We start from the raw sequence: 22,391 nt of genomic DNA, 5'->3' as shown, positions 1-22,391 counted from the left end.
TATGACTTTGTGTGAGGTTATATCACTTTTTTGTAGCGCATGAGCGTATAATTATCTTTTGGCTGAATTTCTACAACCTTGAACTTTTTCGCAAAGCATAATTGCTGATACCCGTCTCCATCCACTAAAGTAATGTTCGTGGAACCGCCTATGATGATCGGGAGCTGCATCAGAATAATTTCATCGACGATGTCTTGATTGAAGATATGCCAGTTCAAAAAGCCGCCGCCCTCGACCATCAAACTGGTAATGCCAAAGTTGTCTTCCAACTGACGTTCAAGCTCCACGAAATCGACTTTATCCTCACCGCAGATGAGGCACTCCTTCCCTCTTTCCCGGATTTGCTTGATTTTATATTCATCCCTCCCTTTCTCGGTTGTGACAATAATCGTCCTCCCCTCATCCGAGAGCACATTGCTATCCAGCGGAATATCCAAGGTGGTCGTCGGAATGATCCGGATTGGATTTTTGTTCTCCTCATACCGATTAGTAAGAAAGGGATTGTCCGTCAGAATAGTATTTTTGCCGACCATAATGCCCTGCACATTCCCCCGGAATAGATGAATGAATTCCATATCCTTACTGGAAAACAAAGAAAAAAGCTCCTTACTCGAATTACCAGCTCCCATAGTGAGCTTACCGTCAATCGAAATTTGGCTGAATATCGTTGTTTTCATGTTTCTTCTCCCCGTCTCTTTTTAGCTTTTATATACGCCCCAGGATGCTTGGATGGCCTGTTCTATTTTTTTCAATGCTTGTTCAGGATTGCTTAAGGGCAGCTCGGTTAGACCCGTATTTAGCGCCTCCCATACTTGAATCATGAAGGGGTACGTCGGCATCGGCCGTGCGTGATCCAACAGCGATAAAATCATCTTTTTGTTAGGCATAGCAGAGGCACCTAGACGGTTCAGCACCTCTTCCTGAGCCGGGATCCGCTGCACGCCTAGCGTCCACATGGTTTGGCACTCGTCACTCAACATAAAATGCGTGAAGGATAAAATATTTTCCCGCTCCTCAGACGTTAACGAATGATTGGGGTAGATAAGGCCGATGGAAGAAGACATAGATAGTGATTGTCGCCCTTCGATGACCGGAAGCTGGCAAACCGCAAGCCTGTTGTTCATCTGCTTATCCAAATGGTTATAAATCCACTCGCCACAAATAATAGCGCCGATCTTACCCTCAATGAATTGCTCTAGCAGTCCTGTAGAGCCATCGAGACTAACGATCACACCTTGATCCATTTTGTCGCGGATGAACTGAAGCGCCTGCCTCATTTCAGGGGTAACGATATTCGGCTTTCCATCCTGAACAGGCCAACCACCGAAAGCTGTAAGAAACGGAATAAACCAATAACCCTGCTGTAAATCTGCTCCAATCGGTATGATGCCTTGAGCGGACAACCTCTCTGCTGCCTCTTCGAACATGTCCCATGTCGTCGGCGCACTGGCGTATATCTCCGGATTGTAATACAGAACCAGATGATTGCCCCGTAATACCGGGATACCATACTGAACACCATCCAGTTGCATCGTTGAAAGTGCCCCTTCAGTCAGTGCATCTGCGAATTGCCAGCCTGGCACTTCAGAGTAAAGGCCATTCTCAACATAGGAGGACATATCCGCAGGAACCATCGCCAGATGCGGACCTTGATGAGTGTCCTTAATTTGGTTCAGGCGCGCAGTCAACTCCGTAATGTTCATCACTTGTGGCGTAATTCGTACGCCGAAGCGCTCTGTATACAGCTTGCAAATTCCCTCCAACACCTCAATCGAGGTATCTCCCGGACCGTCAAACTCATGCCATAACATGATTTCTTTGTTTATCTTTTCCATCGCTGCCTCTCCCCCTTAACTAACTTGTCTATGGTTGTTCACGAGCACTAAAGCCTGATTTGGTGCTAGCAGTATACTGTCTATCGTCTGACCTACGATACTGCCCGTTAAGGAACTATCCAGCGTTACGGTCATTGGGCACCGCCCAGGTACCGCAGCCTTCAAATCAACTTGGCAGGAAGCATCAGCACTCAAGTTAAAGCAGCAGAGCAGCGTCTGTTCGCCATGCATATACCCGTACAGAACTGTACCTTCCGGGGACTGCGCCACGAAAAAGTTTTCTGGCTTTACTAGCTGGGGCCAATCTTTCTTAAGTTCACTTAGCTCTGTCAGCAGTGGCAGCATCGGTGCAGGATTAGTCCAATTAATTTTCATGACGTTAAAAAAAGCGCGGGAAATCTCCTCTCCGTTCGTGTTGTCACCAAGACCACAGTTGAGGGGCTGCTCCTCATTCATTTCATAACCAGTCGTCACGTATGGAATTGCATTCGGAAGAAATTGATTAAATACCGCGATCATCCGAGCTACCTCAACACCGCCACGGCTCGTGATCCGAGGCGTATCTGCCGTTTCTGCACAGGCGAACACATGAATATTTAATTCAGGCAGCTCCTCTAAGAATGAAACGAGATTGTCCTTATTCATATGCGTCATGACATTCCATCCGCTGCCAAGCATAATGTTGTAGCCGGTGCTCGCCGCCTTCTTGTGATTACGATTGAACAAATCTTCGCTGATCAAGATCGCATTCGGATTCAACGCTTTAATCGTGTCAAAAATTCGAGTCAACAGCGGAATAGGAAGTACATGTCCGATGTCGATACGGAAACCATCAATCCCATACTTTTCGAGATTAAACCGTACGGCCTCCTCCAACACATCCCACAGCTTCAGATTCGGCTCCTCACCTGGATAGTCATTACATTTAATCGTATCAAAAAGAACATATGGTGCCTGATCCGAACTTATAAGATGTCTCACTTGCGGAGAGACGTCCTTGTAAAGGCGCAAGAACGTAATGTCTGTCCAAATCGGCTGCACATCGTTAATCCAATCCGAATGCGCGGGAGCGGTCGTTATCCCCATCTCTTGCTCCACCAGAGTTAATAGCTCATCTCCATTTTTAGCAGCTCTTTCTTTTAACTGCTGCCAAAGGAGTGGATGAAGTTCATTGGGCGGCGGCGAGAACTTCCGCAGAAATGCTGCGGTTTCCTGGCTGTGGTAGACCGTTTCCAATTTGTCAGGGGTACACTCCTCAAAGAATCCAAGCTCAGGAATCGATGGCGGTGCAAAGCCTTCTAATTCCTGCATTTTGATCCAATACACCCATTCAGGATGTTCGGTAATGAACACACTGTTTTTCGCCGTTACACGGGGAATGAAATCAACAACAGTCTTAATATCAAGTAAATGACAAGCTTCTACCAAAGCGCTGAGCTCATCGTGGATCGTAAACTGCTCCATACCATCCAGCAGGCTATCGTGTAGGTTCTGATCCAAGTGGAATAACGATTGCACAGCGTAAGGTGACCCGATATCTCCCTTCAGATTCAACCTGCTGTACTGGTTCACTGGAAGCATATACAGAATATTGATGCCCATTTTCTTTAACAGCGGCAGAAGAATAAGGAATCTTAAAAAAGTACCAGATTGGATTGTCCCATCATGGTTGTAATCCCAAGCCGTCGAATAACGAATTAACGAAGAATAGATTGCGCTGTCGTCTAAATTCGTGCGTTCCTTAAGCGAATATCTCCACGAAAGCTTGTCTATATACTTCAAATGCTCTGTTAAAAAATCATACGGATGCACACAAATTTCCTCGTCTTTTTCGAAAAGAACACACTCATATTTGCACTCATTCCACACAGCAGGTATCCAAATTGGCGCGACGTCTTTATCTTTGTGTATAGACAAGTAATCCTGAACAAGTCTAAATTTGCTTTCTTTGCTCATTAACAGATCCACCTCTCGTTGATTGCAGTTCTACGTTTAGGGAACAAAAACCGTCTTTACGGTGTCACTCCCAACCACCTTCAAAGAGTTCAATTCATAGCCGATCAACTCGTTTATTGCTGCTTCGTGCTGATTGAGCTTAACTTTTCTCGTCACCAGTTTCTCTAGTTCAGGCCTCTCAGCGGCAAATTGCAAAGCTTCCTCGAACATGTAGCGGTATTCGCCCGCTGCGATAATTTTGATTGCCTGCTGTACGAATTTGGTAGGGGAAAAGGTGTACCGATACTTCGCATTAATTCCAAAAGGAATGATGCGCCCTCCACGCTCAATCCATTTCTCCGCCACTTCGAGCTGAGTGCCCACCGTATCGATAATCACATCAAACTTATGTCCCGCACAGATTTCATCTACGGTAGCTTGATTTAATTGGGATGGTGTTAGAGCAAAATCCGAGATTTCTCTAGCAAATGCCAACCGATAGGGATTAATTTCCGTCGCTACCGTGAGCGCAGCTTTTGATTTGCTCACCCTTTGACTTAACAGTCCCATTGGACCCGATCCAAGAATGAGCACCTTATCGTCAGCTATGACATTAGCTTCTTTGAAATTGTGCAGCACACAGGCAAGCGGCTCAATTAATACCCCCGTTTCCCAGCTCATATGATCAGGCAGAAGGTGTGCAAACGTTTGTGCAGTAGTGTAAAAAAAAGTGAATGTCCCATTTCTATTCAAACCAGCAATCGGCATCCCATTTCCATCCGGTCCTATACATAAGTGCGGCTGCTCTTTCAAGCAAAAATAACATTCATTGCAGCTTTGATTCGGATCGATAACTACACGGTCCCCCACCTTAACACGATCAACATTACTGCCAATTCCGATTACGGTCCCTACAGCCTCATGACCGCGAATGATTCCTGGAACTCCTTCCTCTTTACCGGTGATGACCGCTAGATCTGTTCCGCAAATGCCTGTCATCTCAATCCGGATCTTAACTTCATCCGGGGCTGCAATCTGTGGTTCTTCCCGTTCATAGCGCTCCAGCTTATGATTGGATGTCCACACCAGCGCTTCCATACGCATTCTTCCTCTCATCTTTTGAATTATCCATATTCAACCAAAACATATCATAACTCCCATGTAAAAGTAAGGTGAATAATGTCGTAAAATGTTATTACTTACATTTTCATATAATCATCACATAAGTAAACGCTTTAAATATTAAAAACACCTCTCTCGAAAATCAGAAAAGGTGTGCCTTTAAATAGGCCTATTTTGCAGGCTCCTGTTTTAAAATGATTTTTAAGATAAGGTAGAAATCTTCAAATACACACAAAATATGTTACTCTTACTGAGTATGTGACCAGTTTGTTCATAATTATTGATTATCAACGATTGCTCTCTGAAATCTAAAAAAATAGGACGGTGCATCATATGGTATTTGCATTTTTGTTTATATTCGCTATGTACGCGGCAAGTAACTATTACATCGCGAGAAAGATTTTTAAATGGTTACAACATGTATTTCCAAATATTAATGGGATTATATACGGAGTCATCTACAGCTTGTGTGCGGTAACAATCATTATTAATCTACTATTGCCCTCTTCAGCTATGACGACCGATTCAAGTATTGTTAATTTTATTGGTCAATCCGGGGACTATTGGATGGGGATCTATTTCTATTTGTTCTTGCTGTTACTCCTTTCCGATGTCATCTTACTTATTAGTAAATGGATCAAAATCATCCCCTCCCCCGCCCCAAAACGTGTTATTTTCCATACAAGATCAGTAGTTTTTATTTTAGTCATAGGGTTGGTGTCCTATGGGATTTATAACGCCAATCAGATAAAAGAAGTATCGTATCCCATCCAAATACACAAAAGCACCTCATTAGAGCATTTAAATATTGTTCTAATCAGTGACTTACACTTAGGCTACATAAATGATGTGAAGTTTCTTGCAGAGGTTGTTGATCGCATTAATGATATGCAGCCGGATATTGTGTTGATGTCAGGAGATATATTTAATGGAAACTACTATGCCCTCTCTAATCCTTCCAAAGGAATAGAGTTATTAAATACTATTCAGTCCACCTATGGGGTTTATGCTTGTTTAGGTAACCATGATGCAGGACGATCCTACGATGAAATTGTGAACTTTATAGACAAGAGTAACATTAAACTTCTAAATGATGAGCATGTCGTTATTGATAATCAATTCGTTGTAGTTGGTAGGAGAGATTCATCCCCGATTGGTGATCAAGGAAATGCTAGAGCAGTTAATTCTGAAGTGATGAGTAACATTGATACCACTATGCCCGTTATCGTAATGGATCATCAACCAACGAATATGATTGAATACGGAGATGACGTCGATTTGATACTTAGTGGACATACACATCAAGGACAAGTATTTCCTGCAAATCTAATCACCAATGCTATGTTCACAGTAGATTACGGACACTATCAGAAGAATCCAAACAGCCCTCACGTCATCGTTACATCTGGTGTTGGGACTTGGGGACCGCCATTACGCATTGGTACGAACAGTGAGATAGCACAAATTAAAGTTGATTTTAAATAATATGATTTTAAAAAAAGCGGACAGCCTTTGGACGAGAATTAACGTCCTAGACTGCCGCTTTTTTTTGGTCAATAATATAAAAAACATGGAAGAATATCCCGATATTATGGATATAAGAGAATAAATGGAATAAAAAAACAGATAGGGGCGCGTTAATAATGAAGATTCAAGGCTCAACCCAGCTTGATTTAAATGCCTACATAAGTTCGAAAAAGCTCGCGGATAAACCGTCCTTAGTCAATGGCACAATACCCGAACTGTCGCATGAGACCGACACTGTGGAAATCAGTTCGGCTTCCAGACAGTTGGCAGCATCCGATATTGTAAATCATTCGGCTACATATTTCGGAACTACCCAAATCAACGATTCACTTACCCGCCTGCTGGCAGATCAACCCTCGGAAGTGAAGGAAGCTGTCTACGGCATCATTCAATCCAACTTCATTACAGACGTAACCGGAGACGAGGAAAGATCAGCGTTATTAGAATTGGGACTAACTCAAGCGAAGTATATCGCTGACAATTATATTAAGGATGATAAAGCAGCAGAATTTATGAATACGATCCGTCAGATCGGAGCGATCTCTACAACAAGAACGGTAGATCCTGAAACGAAACAAATCCAATACGATACACCACCGCAAAGACCTGTTGGAGCTCCAGAGGATTATATGGATTTAAACTATATGATGAAAAAATTCGAGCCAAAAACGCTGGAAAAGCTACAGGAAGCTATTGTGAACGGAAAAGACTGGAGTAGCATCTTACTGAACTTCGCCAAAAATGCAGCAACTCGTAAGGATTGGATACAGGAATATAAAGAAGATGTAAACAAACAGATCGGCAGTATCCCCAGCGAGAACAGATTCCAAAATACTTCCACTTCCAGCCTGAGTGGGTTTGTGGGAGATATCCAGGATCTGATTACCCAGGCAGGATTTCAAAACAGTGGATTTCTAACAAACAATATAGAAGCTTTTATGCGTACATTGGGAAAGACGCTCTAGAGCATTGACCACAATAATGATAGAAATCCACCACCCCATGAGGTGGTGGATTTCTATGCAAACAAGGCCTGAACAACATAATTCACAAAGGGTATAAACGGTGCTTTAAATTTTAGATAAGCTTATAAATACTTTCTTTTATACATCAAGGTAATTTGCCCTGCTATGTATTCTGCGCTATATTGGCTTCCATCCTTAATCCACCACATAATAATCCCCAGTAGTGATGCCGCAATAATATCAACGGAGACTACCTCTTTAGTGGGATCTATGTTTCTCGCTTTTCTTCGTTTTTCGATCGTATTTTTTAACAGGCTGGTCAAGTGCTGTTTAAAACCTTTGTGCTCAATTAATACAGCAAACACTTTCCGGTATTCATAAAAGTAATTTAAAAATGTGACCAGCTGCTCCTGTTCGTTGTTACTCTTCACATGTAATAGCGGTTCAACCTTCATAGACAGGTCATCAAAGATTTCATGTACGATCTGCCGCAATAAATCGTTAATATCCTCATAATGCAAATAAAACGTTGCACGATTCAGCTCGGCAGTGTTAGCGATTTTTTGGACGGTTAATTGCGAAATCTCTACATTGTCAGCCAATAATGAAAAAACAGCATTCTTCAGCATCTTTTTTGAACGAACAGCTCGTGGGTCAACCTTTTTGTGTACAGTCATTTCATCCCTCTATTATCGTTTTTATGGCATTTCATCAACTAATTTACCGAATCTGTTGATTAGTCGACAGTTTAAATAAAATTGCAAATAGGAATACAGTTTAAATCCTGATATGATTCATTTTATCGACACTATGTCGAAAAAGCAATGAAGAGAGGCCTGCACCATGCAAGAAGATATTAAGAAAATAAATAAAGGAATCCTATTAACCATCCTAATTTTTGGTTGTTTCTTATCTACACTCAATCAGACGCTTTTAAATGTCGCCTTAAGTAGGCTGATGGATGTATTTGATGTCACGGCAACAACTGTACAATGGATTTCAACGGGTTTTATGCTGGTCAACGGGATATTGATTCCGATTACAGCCTATTTAATGAAACGTTTTACAACACGTCAATTATTTCTAAGTGCCATGTCATTTTTATTACTTGGCTCAATCATTTGTGCAGCAGCGCCGAGCTTTAGTCTACTCTTAGTCGGACGGATGATCCAAGCTGCTGGTGCAGGCATTATAATGCCGCTCATGATGAGCGTTGTACTCGCGATCTTCCCTATTGAGAAACGTGGCAGTGCTATGGGACTGCTTGGACTCGCAATGATATTTGCTCCTGCCATTGGACCGACGCTCGCGGGATTTGTTGTCGAATATCACTCTTGGCGCTGGTTATTTATCGGCCTTATCCCACTTGTCATCCTTGTTATAGCGTTGGCGTTCAAATATTTAGTGAATGTATCTGAGACCTCTAAGTCGAAACTGGATGTAGTAAGTGTTCTTTTATCGACCGTCGGATTTGGTTTGATTTTATACGGCTTCAGTAGTGCAGGCAGTAAAGGCTGGGACGACGTAATAGTGATCCTGACATTAGGCATTGGAATCGCTGTAACGGCCGTATTTTGTATTCGACAAATCAAGTCAGATGATCCGCTGCTAAACCTGTCTGTCTTCAAAAATAAAGTATTTACGCTGACATCTCTTATTAATGTATTAATCACCATGATGATGTACGCAGATATGATTCTATTGCCTATTTACCTGCAAAATGGCCGTGGTTTTACAGCATTTGATGCAGGACTGCTCTTGTTGCCGGGGGCGCTCGTAAATGCGTTCATGTCACCCGTCACCGGTAAATTATACGACCGTTTCGGTGCCAAACCGCTGTTCATCATTGGTCTGCTATTTATTATTCCATCTATGTGGGCGGTAACTGATCTATCTGAATCTACAACGTATACGTATCTAATGATTCGTACCATTGGCTTGCGAATTGGATTAAGCTTTATTACGATGCCACTCAATACAGCCGGACTAAATGCGTTGCCAAAACAATTAGGAACGCATGGCACAGCAGTGAACAATACCGTTCGCCAGATTGCCGGAGCCATCGGAACTGCTGTCGTAATTACGATTTACACTGTGCAGGCTACAAGTCATGCGGCCACAGTGATGCAGAGCAATCCCTCTACTACTCCTGAGATCCTTAAATCCCTTGCATCCATTCTTGGGGCAAGTGACGCCTATTACTTTATGATGATTTTATCCGTCGCCGCGTTTGTTATAACCTTATTTATGCCTATAAAAAGCAAGATCACGATTGAAAAGAAAGCAAACCTAGTTAACAAGGAATAACCTTGGTTGTAACTAGCAATTGCAGTATATGAAGAAAAGCCATTCCGTATAGGAATGGCTTTTTGTGTGAATCCCTCACTCAAGCTTAATTACTTTTCCCCTTTTTGCTTCTAATCGAATACAAGATGAATAATAAAATAAACCATAACGGAGTACACAATAAAGCCGGGCGTGTTTCTCCAGCGAACAGCATGATGATCAGTATTCCAGCGAACAAGGTTAAGACAATATAATTAATAGCCGGTGTGAACGGTGCTTTGAATTTGGATTTCTCCTGTAAGTCTGGCCGGGTTTTCTTATACTTAATATGGCAGATAAGAACAATGCCCCACACCCATATAAAACAAATGGCGCTAATCGTTGTCACGATTCCAAAAGCCTGCTCTGGAATAAGTTTACTCAAAAGAGCACCCACAGATATAACAATTGTAGAAATGAATAACGAGTTACCTGGGACATGGTTTTTATTCAGTTTGCCCAAATGAGGTGACGCCTGGTTATTTCTACTCAAATTATAGAGAATTCGGCTTGTCGAGAACATCCCACTATTACAAGCGGAAGCCGCTGAGGTTAGTACAACAAAATTAATAATCCCTGCGGCAATTGGAATTCCTACTAAAGTAAAGGTTTTTACAAAAGGACTCTCTGCCGGACTTAGCTCCGTCCAAGGGTTAATGCATAACAGGACGAAAAGCGCACCGACATAGAAAAATAGAATCCGTAAAGGAATTTTATTAATCGCAGATGGGATATTTTTCTCCGGATCCGCTGTTTCCGCTGCCGACACCCCAACCAATTCCACACCCACGTAAGCAAATACAACCATTTGAAAAGAAAATAAGAAGCCTGATATACCGTTCGGAAAAAAGCCCCCATACTCCCATAGGTTTCGTATCGTCACCGATCCTGCATCCGTCTTAAACCCAATGATCAGTAAAATGACCCCAAGACCAATCAAGGCGAGAATCGTAATTACCTTAATTAAAGCAAACCAAAATTCGAGTTCCCCAAAGCTCTTTACAGTTAATAGATTAAGTCCTAATAACACGACTAGACAGGCGATGGCAGGAACCCACTGCGGGATATCAAACCAGTACTGTACATATACGCCAACAGCAATGACATCAGCCATAGCCGTCATAATCCAGCAAAACCAATAGGTCCAACCGGTAATGAATGCGACCCGTGATCCAAGGTAGTCTTCAGCAATATCCGTAAACGATTGATAGCCCGCTTTAGATAATAGGAGTTCTCCCAGTGCTCTCATCACAAAAAACACAGCAATACCCACGATTAAATACGTGATCATAATGGATGGGCCTGCCTTCTCTATCGCCTTACCTGATCCCAAAAATAATCCTGTACCAATGGTGCCGCCAATAGCAATAAGTTGAACATGCCGATTAGCCAGTTCTCTCTTTAATTCTGGTTGTGCCATACCTAGTTCCCCCTTGTGAGTACAATAAATTAGAATAAAAAAAAGAGAGATTGGATGTCATCCAATCTCCCAGATCGTAAGAATATCAAATAATATTTGCCCTGCTGATAGCGATCAGCATGACAAATACATATTCAGTACTCTTCTGTCCTTTTGCCTGAGATTGTGAACCCTTCGGCGCCGCGGAATTTCCGCAGTCTCTCCAGAAGCTGCTCCAGCTAAAGTGTAATCCTTAGCCATCATAGCTCGTGAATTATAAAGTTGATAAAGCGGTAACGCAGTAAAGCTGTTCTGATATTCTAACATATTACTTGTGATGTGAGTGTTAATCAGTGATAAAAGTCTCAAGAATTTAAAGTTAGCCTCATGAACATACTACTTTTTGAAAAGCAAAAAACTAAAGGAGTATGCTAATGAAAGCCGCTGTAGTAAAGAAATTCAAAGAAAAGTTAGAGCTACAAGACGTACCTAAACCAAAACCCGGACACAAAGAAATCCTTGTCCACATTCAGGCCTGCGGAGTGTGTCATACTGATTTGCATGCTGCTCATGGCGATTGGCCCGTCAAACCGAAACTCCCTCTTATTCCCGGACATGAAGGCGTTGGGATTATTGAAGAAATAGGTGAAGGAGTTACACACTTAAAGGTAGGAGACCGTGTAGGAATTCCATGGCTGTACTCAGCCTGCGGTCATTGTGAATATTGTCTTACTGGAAGAGAGACTCTTTGTCTGGATCAGCAAAATTCCGGATATTCCGTAGATGGCGGATATGCAGAATATTGTGTGGCAGCTGCCGATTATGTAGTTAAGGTTCCTGATAATCTAAGCTTTATCGAAGCGGCACCTTTATTTTGCGCAGGCGTTACTACCTATAAAGCGTTGAAAGTATCGGGTGTAAAGCCAGGTGAGTGGGTAGCCATTTTCGGTGTCGGAGGATTAGGGCATCTTGGTGTACAATATGCAAAAGTGATGGGAATGAACGTAGTGGCCATCGACACGTCGGATGAAAAGATGGAGCTTGCCAAACAACTTGGCGCAGACAAAACCGTAAACGCATTAAAAGAAGATGCGGCAGACTGGATTCAAAAAGAAATCGGCGGAGTACACGGTGTCGTTTGTACAGCGGTTGCGAAAAAAGCATTCGACCAAGCCTACCGTGCCATTCGCCGCGGCGGTACCTGCGTCATGGTTGGGCTGCCTCCTGAATCCATGGATGTTCCCATTTTTGATACCGTATTAAATGGAACAAAGGTAGTTGGTTCGATTGTCGGCACTCGCAAAGATTTGCAAGAAGCATTACAATTCGCTGCAGAAGGAAAAATCAAAACCATTATTGAGACACGTAAACTAGAAGATATTAATGAGATCTACGATCTTATGTTAGAAGGCAAAATCAATGGCCGAATCGTCCTTGATATGACGAAATGACCCTAAAGAAAACACGCTCGAAAAGTGCTACTTTTCGGGCTTTTTTATGACTAATAATTTTGCACAGTCGCACCAAACGTATTAGACTGTAATTTTAAAGCATAGAAGCTTGAGTCAATGACTACAGAGTGATTGATCTAACCATACGATCACACTAAGAAAGAGAGAAATATGTACACGATCAATAGATTTTCTCAGCTTTGCAAAATGAGTGCACGTATGTTGCGACACTATGATAAAGAAGAACTTTTGAAACCAGCGCATGTAGAGGCTACAAACGGCTATAGATATTATGAAAAAAGCCAACTAGAAACAGCGTTACTTATTAAGAGACTGAAAGAATATCGATTCTCCCTACCCGAGATTAGAACTATCCTTCAGACATCAGATAGAGAACTGCTGACTGAATGGATGCATTCAAAAATACTTGAGTTATCCAGTGAGATGAATCGAAATAGACAAATCATTGCAGAAATGCAAGAGATGATTGAAATCAAAGTGGATTTGATTCAAGGCGAACGAAGATCTTTTGATATATCGCTCGGAATGAGAAACGAGAAAGAGGTCCTAAGTCAAAGATTGCAAATTAACATTGCTGACATGGACAAGTATGTTGATTCCTTATATGAACAAGCGGAAAAAAGTAATATTAAGTTGCTTGGTGTTCCGTCTGTCATTTTTCTTGATGAGGCGTTTACCCCTGACCAAAGCGATATTGAATTGATGATCCCAATCCTTCATAAGAATGACGGCGATGCATCGAGGAAATGGCAAATAAAAAAACTTCCGCCAACTTTGGTTGCCACTACCTTGTATATTGGGAGTTATGACTATATCGGTTACGCTCATATGGCACTTGAAGAATGGATAGATGGCGGCGGCTATAAAAAGGATGGTCCACCTTATGAAACCTACTTAAAAGGTCCAGAATGTGACTGCCCTGAAGAAGAGTTCGTGACGCAGATCTGTTTTCCTGTGATCAAAAAAAGCCAGACAATAGATGCTTGACCTTGACACTATGTCAACGCTTATTCTACTTCCAGAGAACGAATCAGAACATAAGGAGATTTCATAATGAATAAGTTAGTTGTATTGTGCTCAGGGGTTATATTATCGGCTGTTTTCTTAATGGGATGTAATCAAATTAAAGCAGAAGAAGGTCGGCAAGTAGGCAAATACACAATGCCTGACGAAAGCAGCAAACATGAAGGTACATGGTTGCAGTGGCCCCATAACTTCACTTACGGTAAAGATTATAGGGACAAGGTTGAGCCTATTTGGATAGAAATGACTGATGCCTTAAGCGATGGGGAAAATATTCATATTATTGCATTTGATAAATACGAAAAGAACTATATTTATGATCTTCTGTATGACGAAGGTATAGATATGGATAAAATCGACTTCTACATTGTTCCTACTGACGACGTATGGGCAAGAGATACTGCACCGATTTTTGTATACGACAAAGACAACAATATTAAACTCATGGACTGGGGATTTAATGGATGGGGTAAGAAAACGCCATATAAAAATGATGCATTAATCTCGAAGAGACTTAGTAAACAGCTTGGCACGGAAACCATTGATCTAAATGATGTTGTCCTTGAGGGTGGAGCATTTGAACTGGATGGTAATGGTACATTTTTATCGACACGTAGTGCGGTTACTAATAACAATAGAAACCCCAAATTAGCAGAAGCTGATATTGAGGAATATATAACCGAGTATCTTGGGGCTACTAATTTTATTTGGTTAGATGGTGTGCCAGATCTTGATATTACGGATTTTCATATTGATGGATTCGTTAAAATTCATGAAAAATCTACAATAATCACAATGAAAAAGAATGACTTAGCAGAATGGGGTGTCACTAATAAGGATATCCAAACCTTAATGAGCGCTAAAAATGCCTTCGACAAGCCTTATCAGTATGTGTATCTACCAATTAGTAAAAACAATGTAGTGCTAGATAATGGTGAAAACTTGGGGTACAAGGGTTCATATATTAATTACTACATTGGGAATACAGTTGTATTAGTCCCGAATTACAATGATCCTAATGACAAGACAGCAAACGATATTATCCAAAAACTATACCCTGACCGCAAAGTTATTGGAATTGATGTAAGGGAGCTCTATAAAGAAGGCGGTATGATTCATTGTGTCACACAACAACAGCCCGTCCGTTTAAAGTGATTGCTTAAACTGGCAAGGATCTGCGCCAGTATTAGCAATAAAAAATTTTCTAATACAGTTTTTTCCCTCCCTCGCCTTATCCTGCTTAGCTTCATCCAACGACCCTTTCTATCCAAAGTATCTCCGTCAATTTTGATACAGTTCACTGCGCTATTTGTAATGGAAAGTTTACAAAAAATTTACCAATGAGAATGGCTAGTTGCTCTAGAAACCAAACCTTTTTCGCATAAAACCAATTACAATGTATATATAAAATAATATATATTGTCAGGAGAAGCTAAGTGTTACTATTCATATGGGACGAAGAAAACATGGCAACATATTGCTCGTCATAATGTTGAACCATCTGAAGCGGAGGATGCTCTGATGGACCCACAACGTATAAAATTTTCAGCTCATAGTGGCAACATGGGTATTATAGGTTTAACAGAAGACGGAAGACGATTGGTCGTGATTTATATAAAGAAAGTAATGGCAAAAATAAGAGTTATAACAGCACGGGATGCCACCGAAACTGAGAGCAGAGCTTATAGAAGGAGGAATCAATAATTATGAAAATTATCACTTCAAGCGACCAGATTCCGGAACATATGAGCGATACGGAAGCAGCGGACTTCTGGTCAAACCACACTTTGAGCGATGAACTGATGGAAGCTTGTATTCTCGAAGAAGAGGATCACGATTTGCCAAAAAGAAAATGCGCAACTATTTCTATTCGTCTCGACGTGGACTTGCTCCAGCTCATCCGCACTTTGGCTAAGCAGAGAAATAAGAGTTATCAGACACTTATGAAAGAATTTTTGATTGAGCGCACCTACGAGGAGGAAATGAAGGGCCCTACTTTTAGAAAGGAGAACCCGTTTCCCACTACGACTGTCGATCAGCTGTATTTGGAACGACAATTAGAGATAGTGTTTGTAGAATTACAGGAGGAGCTGTCCAAATTGGGATTCGGTACCATTTTCGTGCAAATCCGGAACAATCGTATCGGCAAATTTGGTATTCGACCCCTACCTTCGGAGGAGACGTACGACAAAATCGAGGTAAAGATGGAAGGATTGACGAAATCACAGCAGCGATCATTATTGAAACATGCAATAGAAACTCTGAAGCACAAAACGAATTGGGCGAACGGCGAGATTCTTTTTAACTTTGCATTGCATTACAACGAGTTGCGCGCAAGTATTCAATTTGAGTTAAACTACAACACATCCAAACAGCTAAATTCGGGTCGACACCTTGGGAAAGCAGATACGTGACGATTTCGTCGTTGCCCTTTAAGTGCTGCTGCCATCAGAGGTGTCCGGTTTTGGGGTAGAGCGTTAGCATCGACATGGTTTTTCCGACTATACGCTGTACTTCGCTAAGCACTCCGTCCTCAGCCGCCTGCACGAGACCTATCTCGCCTGTGTAACTCGTCACTGTTCCTTTATCTAGACGCGACTGTGCCTCATCGTCAAACTCAATGGCCTTACCTTTGCCGCGATTGGCCTGTAACTGATACTCTTCTAAAGCAGTAAAGATATTACCAGCTACGAAAACTGTTACAGGGGCATCGTACTGAACGCCAAGACGATTGAGCACACAGATTTGCGACTTTCCTGCGGAGATTCCCACCATTTCGATGACATCTTCTTTAACAAGCTTCTTAGAACCGGCGTAGAAAATATAGTTAGGGCATTGTACCCACACTAAAAGATGTAATTTGTACCATATTTATTATCTATGGATATTTTAATTTAGTTTAAATACCATTTGTAGTGTGTTAAGTCTGAGAAGGCCCTCAGGTAAGCTTTTCTTGAGGTGGTATTTGTGTCTGATGTGGTAAAGAGAGTCGGAGATAGGATACGTTGGCTGCGTAAGAATAAAGGTTTATCCCAAGAGCAGTTAGCCGAGTTATCCGGTTTACATACGAATTATGTGGGTCAGGTGGAGCGCGGGGAGAAGAACCTGACGATCGAGACATTGCAGAAAGTTGTTGGTGGGTTAGGTGTGTCGTTAGAAGAGTTCTTTCGATACCTTGATCCGATGAAGCGTAAGGATACTTTGGGACAGATTGTGGAGATGCTGTCGGAGCGTTCTGCGCAAGACCAGGTAATGGCCTTGAGAGTGCTACAAACCGTATTAGATTGGGAGAAATCAAAGAATTAGAGTTAGACATTGGGTTCCTCGGTATACTAAGACAACAGGAGATGATATTAATGACAACTGAAAACGATATGCACGGTGAAAAGCCTTATATTGATATTAATGAATTGAGCAGCTTCGTGTCTCAAAAAACGGGTCATGATGCTGACTTGATTGAAACTGTTATAGGTTACTCAGACGAGTACATTAACAACAAAGAAGAAGATGAGAATGGCGAAGTTCAAATAGATAATGACGAGCTCATAGTCCATATTTTAAAACAGCAAGCCATTGTTTTAACTCAGAAAGAAGTGGAGGAAATACTGGAGGCAGAGATGGAGTTTTTAGAGATAAAGGGCATTGCTGTTTTTCCAGAGGAATAGAATAGTCCGTCATCTAGTCGACTATAGGCTTGCTGTCCATGTATCGGGCTGCGAGTCTTTTTTCTATTCGAACAAGAAGCAGTTCACGTTCCAACTTGACTTGAACCTCGTGCATCGCAGCAGCGATCTCTCGTACGGTCGGGAGGTGAATCGGCCCGTCCTTTTTGAAGAGCATCTGAAGCACAGCGTCTATGGTCTCGGAGCAGGTCTCGATACGGTTAACCAGCGTATCCTCACTTTTTACGAGTGATTCGTAATTGGATCTATTCTGCATTAGATTTCACCCCCTTTCCTTATGTGCGGCTTCATGAGCTTCAGAAGAAACATAGAACGGTACATTTAATTGAGAAACCCAGCCTAGCGCTAGTTCAATCGGGCTCCCCTCCATTAATGGAGGTCCATCTGCCCACTCTTCCTCTCGGATAAATTGAATTTCGGTCGGGGTCATCAAGAAATACATATCGGTTCCGTCAAAATATGGGTTTACAGATTGATCCTCTTTGTAGGTTAGAGCTACTCTTACTTTGATGGTGATGGAATGGAGATGTTCAATCTTCTCTTGCTCCATTGCTGCTACTGCCAAAAAGTGAATCGTGCCTTCAGGATCTAATGATGTTATGAGAAAATTCAAGATCTTTTTTTGTTGCTTGTCCATAATCAGCCTCCATTTTTTTGATTGATAATTTCCTTAGAAAAACTAAAATGAAAAATACCCCTCATCATAATTAGAAGGGCAGTCCACTATTATGTTTGGCACTACAACATTTTCGTCTACGACTGCTTTTGTATTCATAGTTCTCGTAAAACACAAAATCCTCCAGCTCGTCTTTAAACGAACTAGAGGATCTAATTTATTTCATTTTATTCATGTATATAGAACATTCGGATAGCAATAGACTAATGTCTTATTGCTAAATAGAATACTTAAGTCTGTTTTCTTTTAGCTCATCAATAGCTAGTACATTTTTGTTGCCATTGTGATAATAATACCCAAAACCGCCACCTCCTTGCCAATTTATTTCTTTAGATACTCCCCCGTTTTCCCCTTCGATAACTTTCTTCATTCTAGGAATAACTAAATCCAAGCTATGTTGCCCTACTTCAATCCCAATATATCTTCTGTTCATTTTATGTGCTACTGCTGTTGTTGTTCCTGAGCCCAAATATGCATCCATTACTAAGTCTCCCTCAGTTGTTGCAATCTCAAGAATCCTTCTTATCAGATGTTCAGGCTTTGGAGTATCAAATACAGGACTGCCTGGGAAAAGACTCAAAAGATGTTTCTTTGCTCTGTCACTTGTTCCAACATCATTACCCATCCACAATGTTTCCGGTGTTATTCCAACGGTTTTTGACAGAAATTTTTTAATCCTTGGGACTCCATTCCCGTCCTTACCAAACCAGATGTTGTTATTAATTATTTCTTGTTCCATTCGCTCTTTGTTATACGACCAACATCTTCCATTAGGTAAAGAATGTTTTTTTCCATTTGGAGATATTACTTCGTAAAACTGACTTTTAACTGCATGTCCAGCTTGTACATGTGCCGTTACTGATTGCCACGGGCCTCTTGGGTCATTATCTTGATTTTTGTATCTTGAAAGCATTTCTGAAGAGGGTGGTAGTAAATTTCTCGATAGCTTAAACTTTTGAGGGTTCCTTGCGTAAACCAATATATATTCATGATTATTAGAAAATACTTTTCGATTTTCTCGGGTGGTTCGTTGTTGCCATATTACTGTTGTAATGAAATTTTTTCTCCCAAAAATCTTATCTGCAGCAACTTTTAGATAGTGGACCTCACTATCATCAATAGATATCCAAATGCTACCATCCTCAGTCAGGAAACATTTCAACTTCTCAAGAGTTTTAGAAATCTCATTTAGCCATATCGCATGTTTTTTATCATCATCGTAATGAGTATATTTTTCACCGTTATTATATGGCGGATCTATATAGATACATTTTACCTTATTAATAAAATTATCTTTTAATGAGTCAAGGACACTACAATTTTCTCCTTGTATGATCATATTCCCAGAATTTTCAGTACCAAAACTTTGCTCTTTTACATACTTCAAATGATTTCGATCATTGATTTTAATCACCAACCTTCATACTTAAAATTAATTATTTGGAGTAGCCTTTGTTTAGCGAACTACTCTAGAACTTGAAATTATCATAGCAAACAAGCGTTCCCTTGAATAGACTACAACGAGAAATTTGATAACACTTTTTTTATAACTGACATACTATTAGTAACTCTGCATCATATGAAATATCAAAGTTATTGTTAGAATGATTAAGCTTGCTATGCGAGAATTGACCAGCTGAAACAGTCTCCACCCTTGCAAAATAATTTTTGGCCATTTCTTCAAGTTTACTTATAGTGTGTACCCTAGGAGTAGCTTTCTTAGTTTCATCAAATGGAGAATACGACATTACAAGTGGAACATTTAGATTACTTACTTTATTAAATAGATCATTAAATGCAGCTGCAGCTTGAGTTTTTATAGAAAAAGGGGATTGATGCCTGTCCTCTCTATATATCCCTCTACTCAAGTTTGTTCCTCCATTTAGGTTTGTTTTTGATATTTTTGGATTGTCTCGAAGACAGATTGTTTCAAGTACATGATAGTACCGACTATAATGATATCTAGTGTAAGGTGGGTCTGCGTAGACAACTTTAATATCACTAGTCTTAGTGTGGTAAATATCATCTAAAGCATTTGAGTAATCCATCTTGTATACGTAATGATCGTACTCTGACCTCTCTTGCGATAGATAAAGTTCTAACCATCCCTTTAAGAGTGAAAATACATCTTTAGTTCTATCTTTTTGAACTCTAATAACTAGATTTTTCTTTGGAGTTCCATCAGCATTGCGAGGTTTAAGCGGTTGCGCAAACTGTTTCCCGACAGTATTTACTATATCACTTGCTGTGCTTAAAACCGCGGCAAGAAAAGTATCTTTACTTTCTAAAGGAAGTTTGTGAATTTCCTCAAGAATCGCATCAATTTGTATAGCTTGAAGATATGAAAAATAAAGGCCACCAAAATAACGGACAACTAAAGCCTCGGGTCCTAATATAAAATCAGACTTCTCAAGACGAGAAATAGCATTTTTTAAAGCCTCTGACAGATCAGAGGAATAATCTAAATTCAAACCTTGCTCAAAGGTTAAAATAGATCCCTTTTCTATTAGCTCACACAATGGAATTGGATCTCCATGTAAAGCTTTATCAACGCAATGAGTTTCATAATCAATCATAGGTTGCATACAGAAAATTAGTTCAGTATAGTGTAAGGAACTTATACATCTTTCTAAAAATTCATTAACATTGATATCCTTAGTAGTAGGTCTAAGTAAAGCTGAACAAATGACCCTAGAATACTCCTGAATATCTACAGAGGTTACTGATCTTGATTTAGACAAATACTTCGAGACAGTTCCCGATCCAGCAAATAAATCACAAACACCTCCACCGGAGGGATCTACTTGATCGATTGTATTTTTAACAAAGTCAAGGATTCTTAACTTACTACCGAGATAATGTATAGGTCTAAATTGTTCTTGAGAGACTGAGGTTAATTCAGGAAATAAATCTAATTGTTTATAATTAATCTCATTTTTATCCTTAGAACCAAATTGTTGATTATTTTCAAGTTCTAACCTTTTCATTTGAAATCACACCTAACTTATACAGAAATATGCCATATTGGTAAATGAGTACATCTTGTTCTGAGTTCGTTAACAGAAGTAATATGCCGCTTCATTTGATTGTTTGTAGTAACGGGAATTTCAGTATCGAGATATTGCCTAACTTCGTTATAGAAAGGGTCTGTTGGCATAGCTAGTACATACAGAAAATCGCGAGTAGATACTCGTACAAATATACCAATCGGTCTATCAGAACGAGGATAAACTAGTCCAGCCGCTGCTCCAAGCTCAATTCGCCAATTATGGCTTGCAACTGATACACTTGGTCTAATCTCCGTTTCACCAATCCTTCCGGTTGCAGAAACGTTTCGAAGTAGCATACGATAATGCCCGTTAACGCCTGCTTGAGCACCAAAAAAGTTCTCAAAAGTGTACTTGCTAAAGTTAGCTTGTTTCCACCTAACGTTATTATTTGGTATCTCTGCAACCAGTGCACGATCGCTATCATCAAATCTCCATGCCTCTAAATCTTCTTCTTCAATAGATTCGGAAATCTGGGGAATAATTTCTTCTGAATCTTCATCTTTTTGCGCTTGGCTTTCTGGAGTATGAATGGTTGTGTCATTAGTAGTCCCATCTAAATCAGATAAAGCTCTTTTATCCTTGAGTCTTAAAAAGACCTTTGTGTTTTCTCTAGCCTTCTTTAAAACTTCTTCGTCATCAATCGGCTTTATAAATTGGCTATTAATCTTAAGCCAACTATTCCAATAATCTTCTATTTCCTCAATCTTGGCTCGATCAACTTCAATAATACTAAAAGCCTCTCTATTCCGTCTTAGTCCTTTTTCTGTTAAATTACCAGAACCTAAGACCAAAACACCACCGTGGTCATTTTTAAACCAACTAAACTTAGGGTGAAACAAAGAACCCTTTGTATTATGATGAAAAGCAAAAACTTCTAAGCCGTTTGGATACTTATTCCTTATTTCACTTACCTTTTCAAGTGCCTTCTCACTAGTTATTTCGTCAATACCAACTATTAACTTAAAACTACCCTTAGTGATTAGTTGTGAGAACGTATTGTCTTCAAGAAGTAGTTTAGCACCACCTGCTGTTACAAATGCGTATGCTCCTCCACCTTGTTGTGCACCCTCACAAGCCTTAAGTAATGCTTCATGTATAGAATACCCATCCTGAAACATTGGATCCTGTATGTGAAATTCCATTTTTTATTCCCCTCACCGTAAGATTAGTTTAATTATATCTTATTTTCTTACAGCAAAGGTGGGAAACTTCATTTACGTGTATTTAAGGTTACTACGTGAACTCGTGATGAAACCTAGTAAAACCAGCCTTTATTTTATTAGAATACCAACCAGCTTCAGAATTACTTTAATTTCCGCACCCTACTCATACCAACCTTTTTCAGCGCCAACACACTCTTTCCCACCAATAATTTAGCC

General features: G+C 40.5%; 22 protein-coding genes and 1 riboswitch. Of the genes, 10 read left to right on the top strand and 12 right to left on the bottom strand.

The window, feature by feature from the left end:
* Positions 1–17: 17 nt before the first annotated feature.
* Genes M2444_RS22030 through M2444_RS22015 form a run of 4 tightly spaced genes read right to left on the bottom strand, consistent with a single transcriptional unit; the run spans position 18 to position 4,868 of the window.
* Positions 18–677 carry a dihydrofolate reductase family protein gene (locus tag M2444_RS22030; protein WP_280788038.1) on the bottom strand — a complete coding sequence of 220 codons (660 nt, stop codon included), beginning with the start codon at positions 675–677 and terminating at the stop codon, positions 18–20.
* A 21-nt stretch (positions 678–698) separates the two neighbouring features.
* Positions 699–1,835 (bottom strand): sugar ABC transporter substrate-binding protein, encoded by a 1,137-nt coding sequence (locus tag M2444_RS22025; protein ID WP_280788037.1) that lies wholly within the window; start codon positions 1,833–1,835, stop codon positions 699–701.
* A 15-nt stretch (positions 1,836–1,850) separates the two neighbouring features.
* A complete protein-coding gene (locus M2444_RS22020; RefSeq protein WP_280788036.1) occupies positions 1,851–3,791 on the bottom strand; it encodes an alpha-amylase family protein in 1,941 nt (646 codons plus the stop codon).
* A gap of 36 nt (positions 3,792–3,827) precedes the next feature.
* Positions 3,828–4,868, bottom strand: a complete 1,041-nt coding sequence (locus M2444_RS22015) for a zinc-dependent alcohol dehydrogenase (protein ID WP_280788035.1) — start codon at positions 4,866–4,868, stop codon at positions 3,828–3,830.
* A gap of 357 nt (positions 4,869–5,225) precedes the next feature.
* On the opposite strand from M2444_RS22015, the gene M2444_RS22010 reads away from it, so the two are divergent.
* Positions 5,226–6,377, top strand: coding sequence for a metallophosphoesterase (locus tag M2444_RS22010; RefSeq protein ID WP_094876572.1), 1,152 nt, complete (start codon positions 5,226–5,228; stop codon positions 6,375–6,377).
* A 158-nt stretch (positions 6,378–6,535) separates the two neighbouring features.
* Complete coding sequence (locus M2444_RS22005) at positions 6,536–7,384, top strand: hypothetical protein (protein ID WP_094876571.1); 849 nt, start codon at positions 6,536–6,538, stop codon at positions 7,382–7,384.
* A gap of 122 nt (positions 7,385–7,506) precedes the next feature.
* On the opposite strand, the gene M2444_RS22000 is transcribed toward M2444_RS22005, so the two are convergent.
* Positions 7,507–8,061 carry a TetR/AcrR family transcriptional regulator gene (locus M2444_RS22000; protein ID WP_280788034.1) on the bottom strand — a complete coding sequence of 185 codons (555 nt, stop codon included), beginning with the start codon at positions 8,059–8,061 and terminating at the stop codon, positions 7,507–7,509.
* A 166-nt stretch (positions 8,062–8,227) separates the two neighbouring features.
* On the opposite strand from M2444_RS22000, the gene M2444_RS21995 reads away from it, so the two are divergent.
* On the top strand, positions 8,228–9,691 hold the full coding sequence (locus M2444_RS21995; RefSeq protein ID WP_280788033.1) for a DHA2 family efflux MFS transporter permease subunit: 1,464 nt from the start codon (positions 8,228–8,230) through the stop codon (positions 9,689–9,691).
* Between the two features lie 85 nt (positions 9,692–9,776).
* Here the strand turns inward: M2444_RS21995 and M2444_RS21990 are convergent, their stop codons facing one another.
* The gene (locus M2444_RS21990; RefSeq protein ID WP_280788032.1) at positions 9,777–11,129 is read right to left on the bottom strand and encodes an amino acid permease; all 1,353 of its coding nucleotides are present in this window, start codon (positions 11,127–11,129) and stop codon (positions 9,777–9,779) included.
* Between the two features lie 135 nt (positions 11,130–11,264).
* Positions 11,265–11,345, bottom strand: a riboswitch (glycine riboswitch).
* Between the two features lie 197 nt (positions 11,346–11,542).
* Between M2444_RS21990 and adhP the strand changes: the two genes are divergently transcribed.
* The 5 genes from adhP (at position 11,543) to M2444_RS21965 (ending at position 16,017) form a co-directional block, all read left to right on the top strand.
* Positions 11,543–12,559: an alcohol dehydrogenase AdhP gene (gene adhP, locus M2444_RS21985; RefSeq protein ID WP_094876568.1), complete on the top strand. Its 1,017-nt coding sequence runs from the start codon at positions 11,543–11,545 to the stop codon at positions 12,557–12,559.
* Positions 12,560–12,730: 171 nt separating this feature from the next.
* Positions 12,731–13,567, top strand: a complete 837-nt coding sequence (locus M2444_RS21980; RefSeq protein WP_280788031.1) for a MerR family transcriptional regulator — start codon at positions 12,731–12,733, stop codon at positions 13,565–13,567.
* A 66-nt stretch (positions 13,568–13,633) separates the two neighbouring features.
* On the top strand, positions 13,634–14,758 hold the full coding sequence (locus M2444_RS21975; protein WP_280788030.1) for an agmatine deiminase family protein: 1,125 nt from the start codon (positions 13,634–13,636) through the stop codon (positions 14,756–14,758).
* Between the two features lie 264 nt (positions 14,759–15,022).
* Entirely contained in the window at positions 15,023–15,307 is a 285-nt protein-coding gene (locus tag M2444_RS21970) for a BrnT family toxin (protein ID WP_280788029.1), read from the top strand.
* A 2-nt stretch (positions 15,308–15,309) separates the two neighbouring features.
* The gene (locus M2444_RS21965) at positions 15,310–16,017 is read left to right on the top strand and encodes a CopG family antitoxin (protein WP_280788028.1); all 708 of its coding nucleotides are present in this window, start codon (positions 15,310–15,312) and stop codon (positions 16,015–16,017) included.
* 34 nt (positions 16,018–16,051) lie between these two features.
* Here the strand turns inward: M2444_RS21965 and M2444_RS21960 are convergent, their stop codons facing one another.
* Complete coding sequence (locus M2444_RS21960) at positions 16,052–16,378, bottom strand: hypothetical protein (protein ID WP_280788027.1); 327 nt, start codon at positions 16,376–16,378, stop codon at positions 16,052–16,054.
* 192 nt (positions 16,379–16,570) lie between these two features.
* Here M2444_RS21960 and M2444_RS21955 point away from each other — a divergent pair, with 192 nt between their 5' ends.
* Both M2444_RS21955 and M2444_RS21950 read left to right on the top strand, forming a co-directional pair.
* Positions 16,571–16,909, top strand: coding sequence for a helix-turn-helix domain-containing protein (locus M2444_RS21955; protein WP_280788026.1), 339 nt, complete (start codon positions 16,571–16,573; stop codon positions 16,907–16,909).
* Between the two features lie 50 nt (positions 16,910–16,959).
* The gene (locus M2444_RS21950) at positions 16,960–17,268 is read left to right on the top strand and encodes a hypothetical protein (protein ID WP_280788025.1); all 309 of its coding nucleotides are present in this window, start codon (positions 16,960–16,962) and stop codon (positions 17,266–17,268) included.
* Between the two features lie 13 nt (positions 17,269–17,281).
* Here M2444_RS21950 and M2444_RS21945 read toward each other — a convergent pair whose 3' ends face one another.
* From M2444_RS21945 to M2444_RS21925, 5 genes are all read right to left on the bottom strand, one after another.
* Positions 17,282–17,542, bottom strand: a complete 261-nt coding sequence (locus M2444_RS21945; RefSeq protein WP_280788024.1) for a hypothetical protein — start codon at positions 17,540–17,542, stop codon at positions 17,282–17,284.
* A 6-nt stretch (positions 17,543–17,548) separates the two neighbouring features.
* Positions 17,549–17,923, bottom strand: coding sequence for a hypothetical protein (locus M2444_RS21940; RefSeq protein WP_280788023.1), 375 nt, complete (start codon positions 17,921–17,923; stop codon positions 17,549–17,551).
* 256 nt (positions 17,924–18,179) lie between these two features.
* On the bottom strand, positions 18,180–19,376 hold the full coding sequence (locus M2444_RS21935) for a site-specific DNA-methyltransferase (protein WP_280788022.1): 1,197 nt from the start codon (positions 19,374–19,376) through the stop codon (positions 18,180–18,182).
* A gap of 130 nt (positions 19,377–19,506) precedes the next feature.
* The gene (locus M2444_RS21930; RefSeq protein ID WP_280788021.1) at positions 19,507–20,949 is read right to left on the bottom strand and encodes a DNA adenine methylase; all 1,443 of its coding nucleotides are present in this window, start codon (positions 20,947–20,949) and stop codon (positions 19,507–19,509) included.
* Between the two features lie 17 nt (positions 20,950–20,966).
* Entirely contained in the window at positions 20,967–22,154 is a 1,188-nt protein-coding gene (locus M2444_RS21925) for a phospholipase D family protein (protein ID WP_280788020.1), read from the bottom strand.
* Positions 22,155–22,391: the final 237 nt, after the last annotated feature.

Origin of the sequence: Paenibacillus sp. PastF-3 (assembly GCF_029893135.1) — a bacterium.
In the GTDB taxonomy this organism is placed as follows: domain Bacteria; phylum Bacillota; class Bacilli; order Paenibacillales; family Paenibacillaceae; genus Paenibacillus_AQ; species Paenibacillus_AQ nitricinens.
The sequence above is the reverse complement of the archived record's forward strand: the minus strand, read 5'-3'. Positions and strand labels throughout refer to the sequence as shown.

Coding starts and splice junctions, on each gene's coding strand:
- M2444_RS21930 (WP_280788021.1), bottom strand. CDS start 20,949: ATGAAAAGGTTAGAACTTGAAAATAATCAACAATTTGGTTCTAAGGAT.
- M2444_RS21940 (WP_280788023.1), bottom strand. CDS start 17,923: ATGGACAAGCAACAAAAAAAGATCTTGAATTTTCTCATAACATCATTA.
- M2444_RS21945 (WP_280788024.1), bottom strand. CDS start 17,542: ATGCAGAATAGATCCAATTACGAATCACTCGTAAAAAGTGAGGATACG.
- M2444_RS22000 (WP_280788034.1), bottom strand. CDS start 8,061: ATGACTGTACACAAAAAGGTTGACCCACGAGCTGTTCGTTCAAAAAAG.
- M2444_RS21950 (WP_280788025.1), top strand. CDS start 16,960: ATGACAACTGAAAACGATATGCACGGTGAAAAGCCTTATATTGATATT.
- M2444_RS21965 (WP_280788028.1), top strand. CDS start 15,310: ATGAAAATTATCACTTCAAGCGACCAGATTCCGGAACATATGAGCGAT.
- M2444_RS22005 (WP_094876571.1), top strand. CDS start 6,536: ATGAAGATTCAAGGCTCAACCCAGCTTGATTTAAATGCCTACATAAGT.
- M2444_RS21925 (WP_280788020.1), bottom strand. CDS start 22,154: ATGGAATTTCACATACAGGATCCAATGTTTCAGGATGGGTATTCTATA.
- adhP (WP_094876568.1), top strand. CDS start 11,543: ATGAAAGCCGCTGTAGTAAAGAAATTCAAAGAAAAGTTAGAGCTACAA.
- M2444_RS22030 (WP_280788038.1), bottom strand. CDS start 677: ATGAAAACAACGATATTCAGCCAAATTTCGATTGACGGTAAGCTCACT.
- M2444_RS22025 (WP_280788037.1), bottom strand. CDS start 1,835: ATGGAAAAGATAAACAAAGAAATCATGTTATGGCATGAGTTTGACGGT.
- M2444_RS22015 (WP_280788035.1), bottom strand. CDS start 4,868: ATGGAAGCGCTGGTGTGGACATCCAATCATAAGCTGGAGCGCTATGAA.
- M2444_RS21980 (WP_280788031.1), top strand. CDS start 12,731: ATGTACACGATCAATAGATTTTCTCAGCTTTGCAAAATGAGTGCACGT.
- M2444_RS22010 (WP_094876572.1), top strand. CDS start 5,226: ATGGTATTTGCATTTTTGTTTATATTCGCTATGTACGCGGCAAGTAAC.
- M2444_RS21995 (WP_280788033.1), top strand. CDS start 8,228: ATGCAAGAAGATATTAAGAAAATAAATAAAGGAATCCTATTAACCATC.
- M2444_RS21975 (WP_280788030.1), top strand. CDS start 13,634: ATGAATAAGTTAGTTGTATTGTGCTCAGGGGTTATATTATCGGCTGTT.
- M2444_RS21960 (WP_280788027.1), bottom strand. CDS start 16,378: ATGGTGGGAATCTCCGCAGGAAAGTCGCAAATCTGTGTGCTCAATCGT.
- M2444_RS22020 (WP_280788036.1), bottom strand. CDS start 3,791: ATGAGCAAAGAAAGCAAATTTAGACTTGTTCAGGATTACTTGTCTATA.
- M2444_RS21990 (WP_280788032.1), bottom strand. CDS start 11,129: ATGGCACAACCAGAATTAAAGAGAGAACTGGCTAATCGGCATGTTCAA.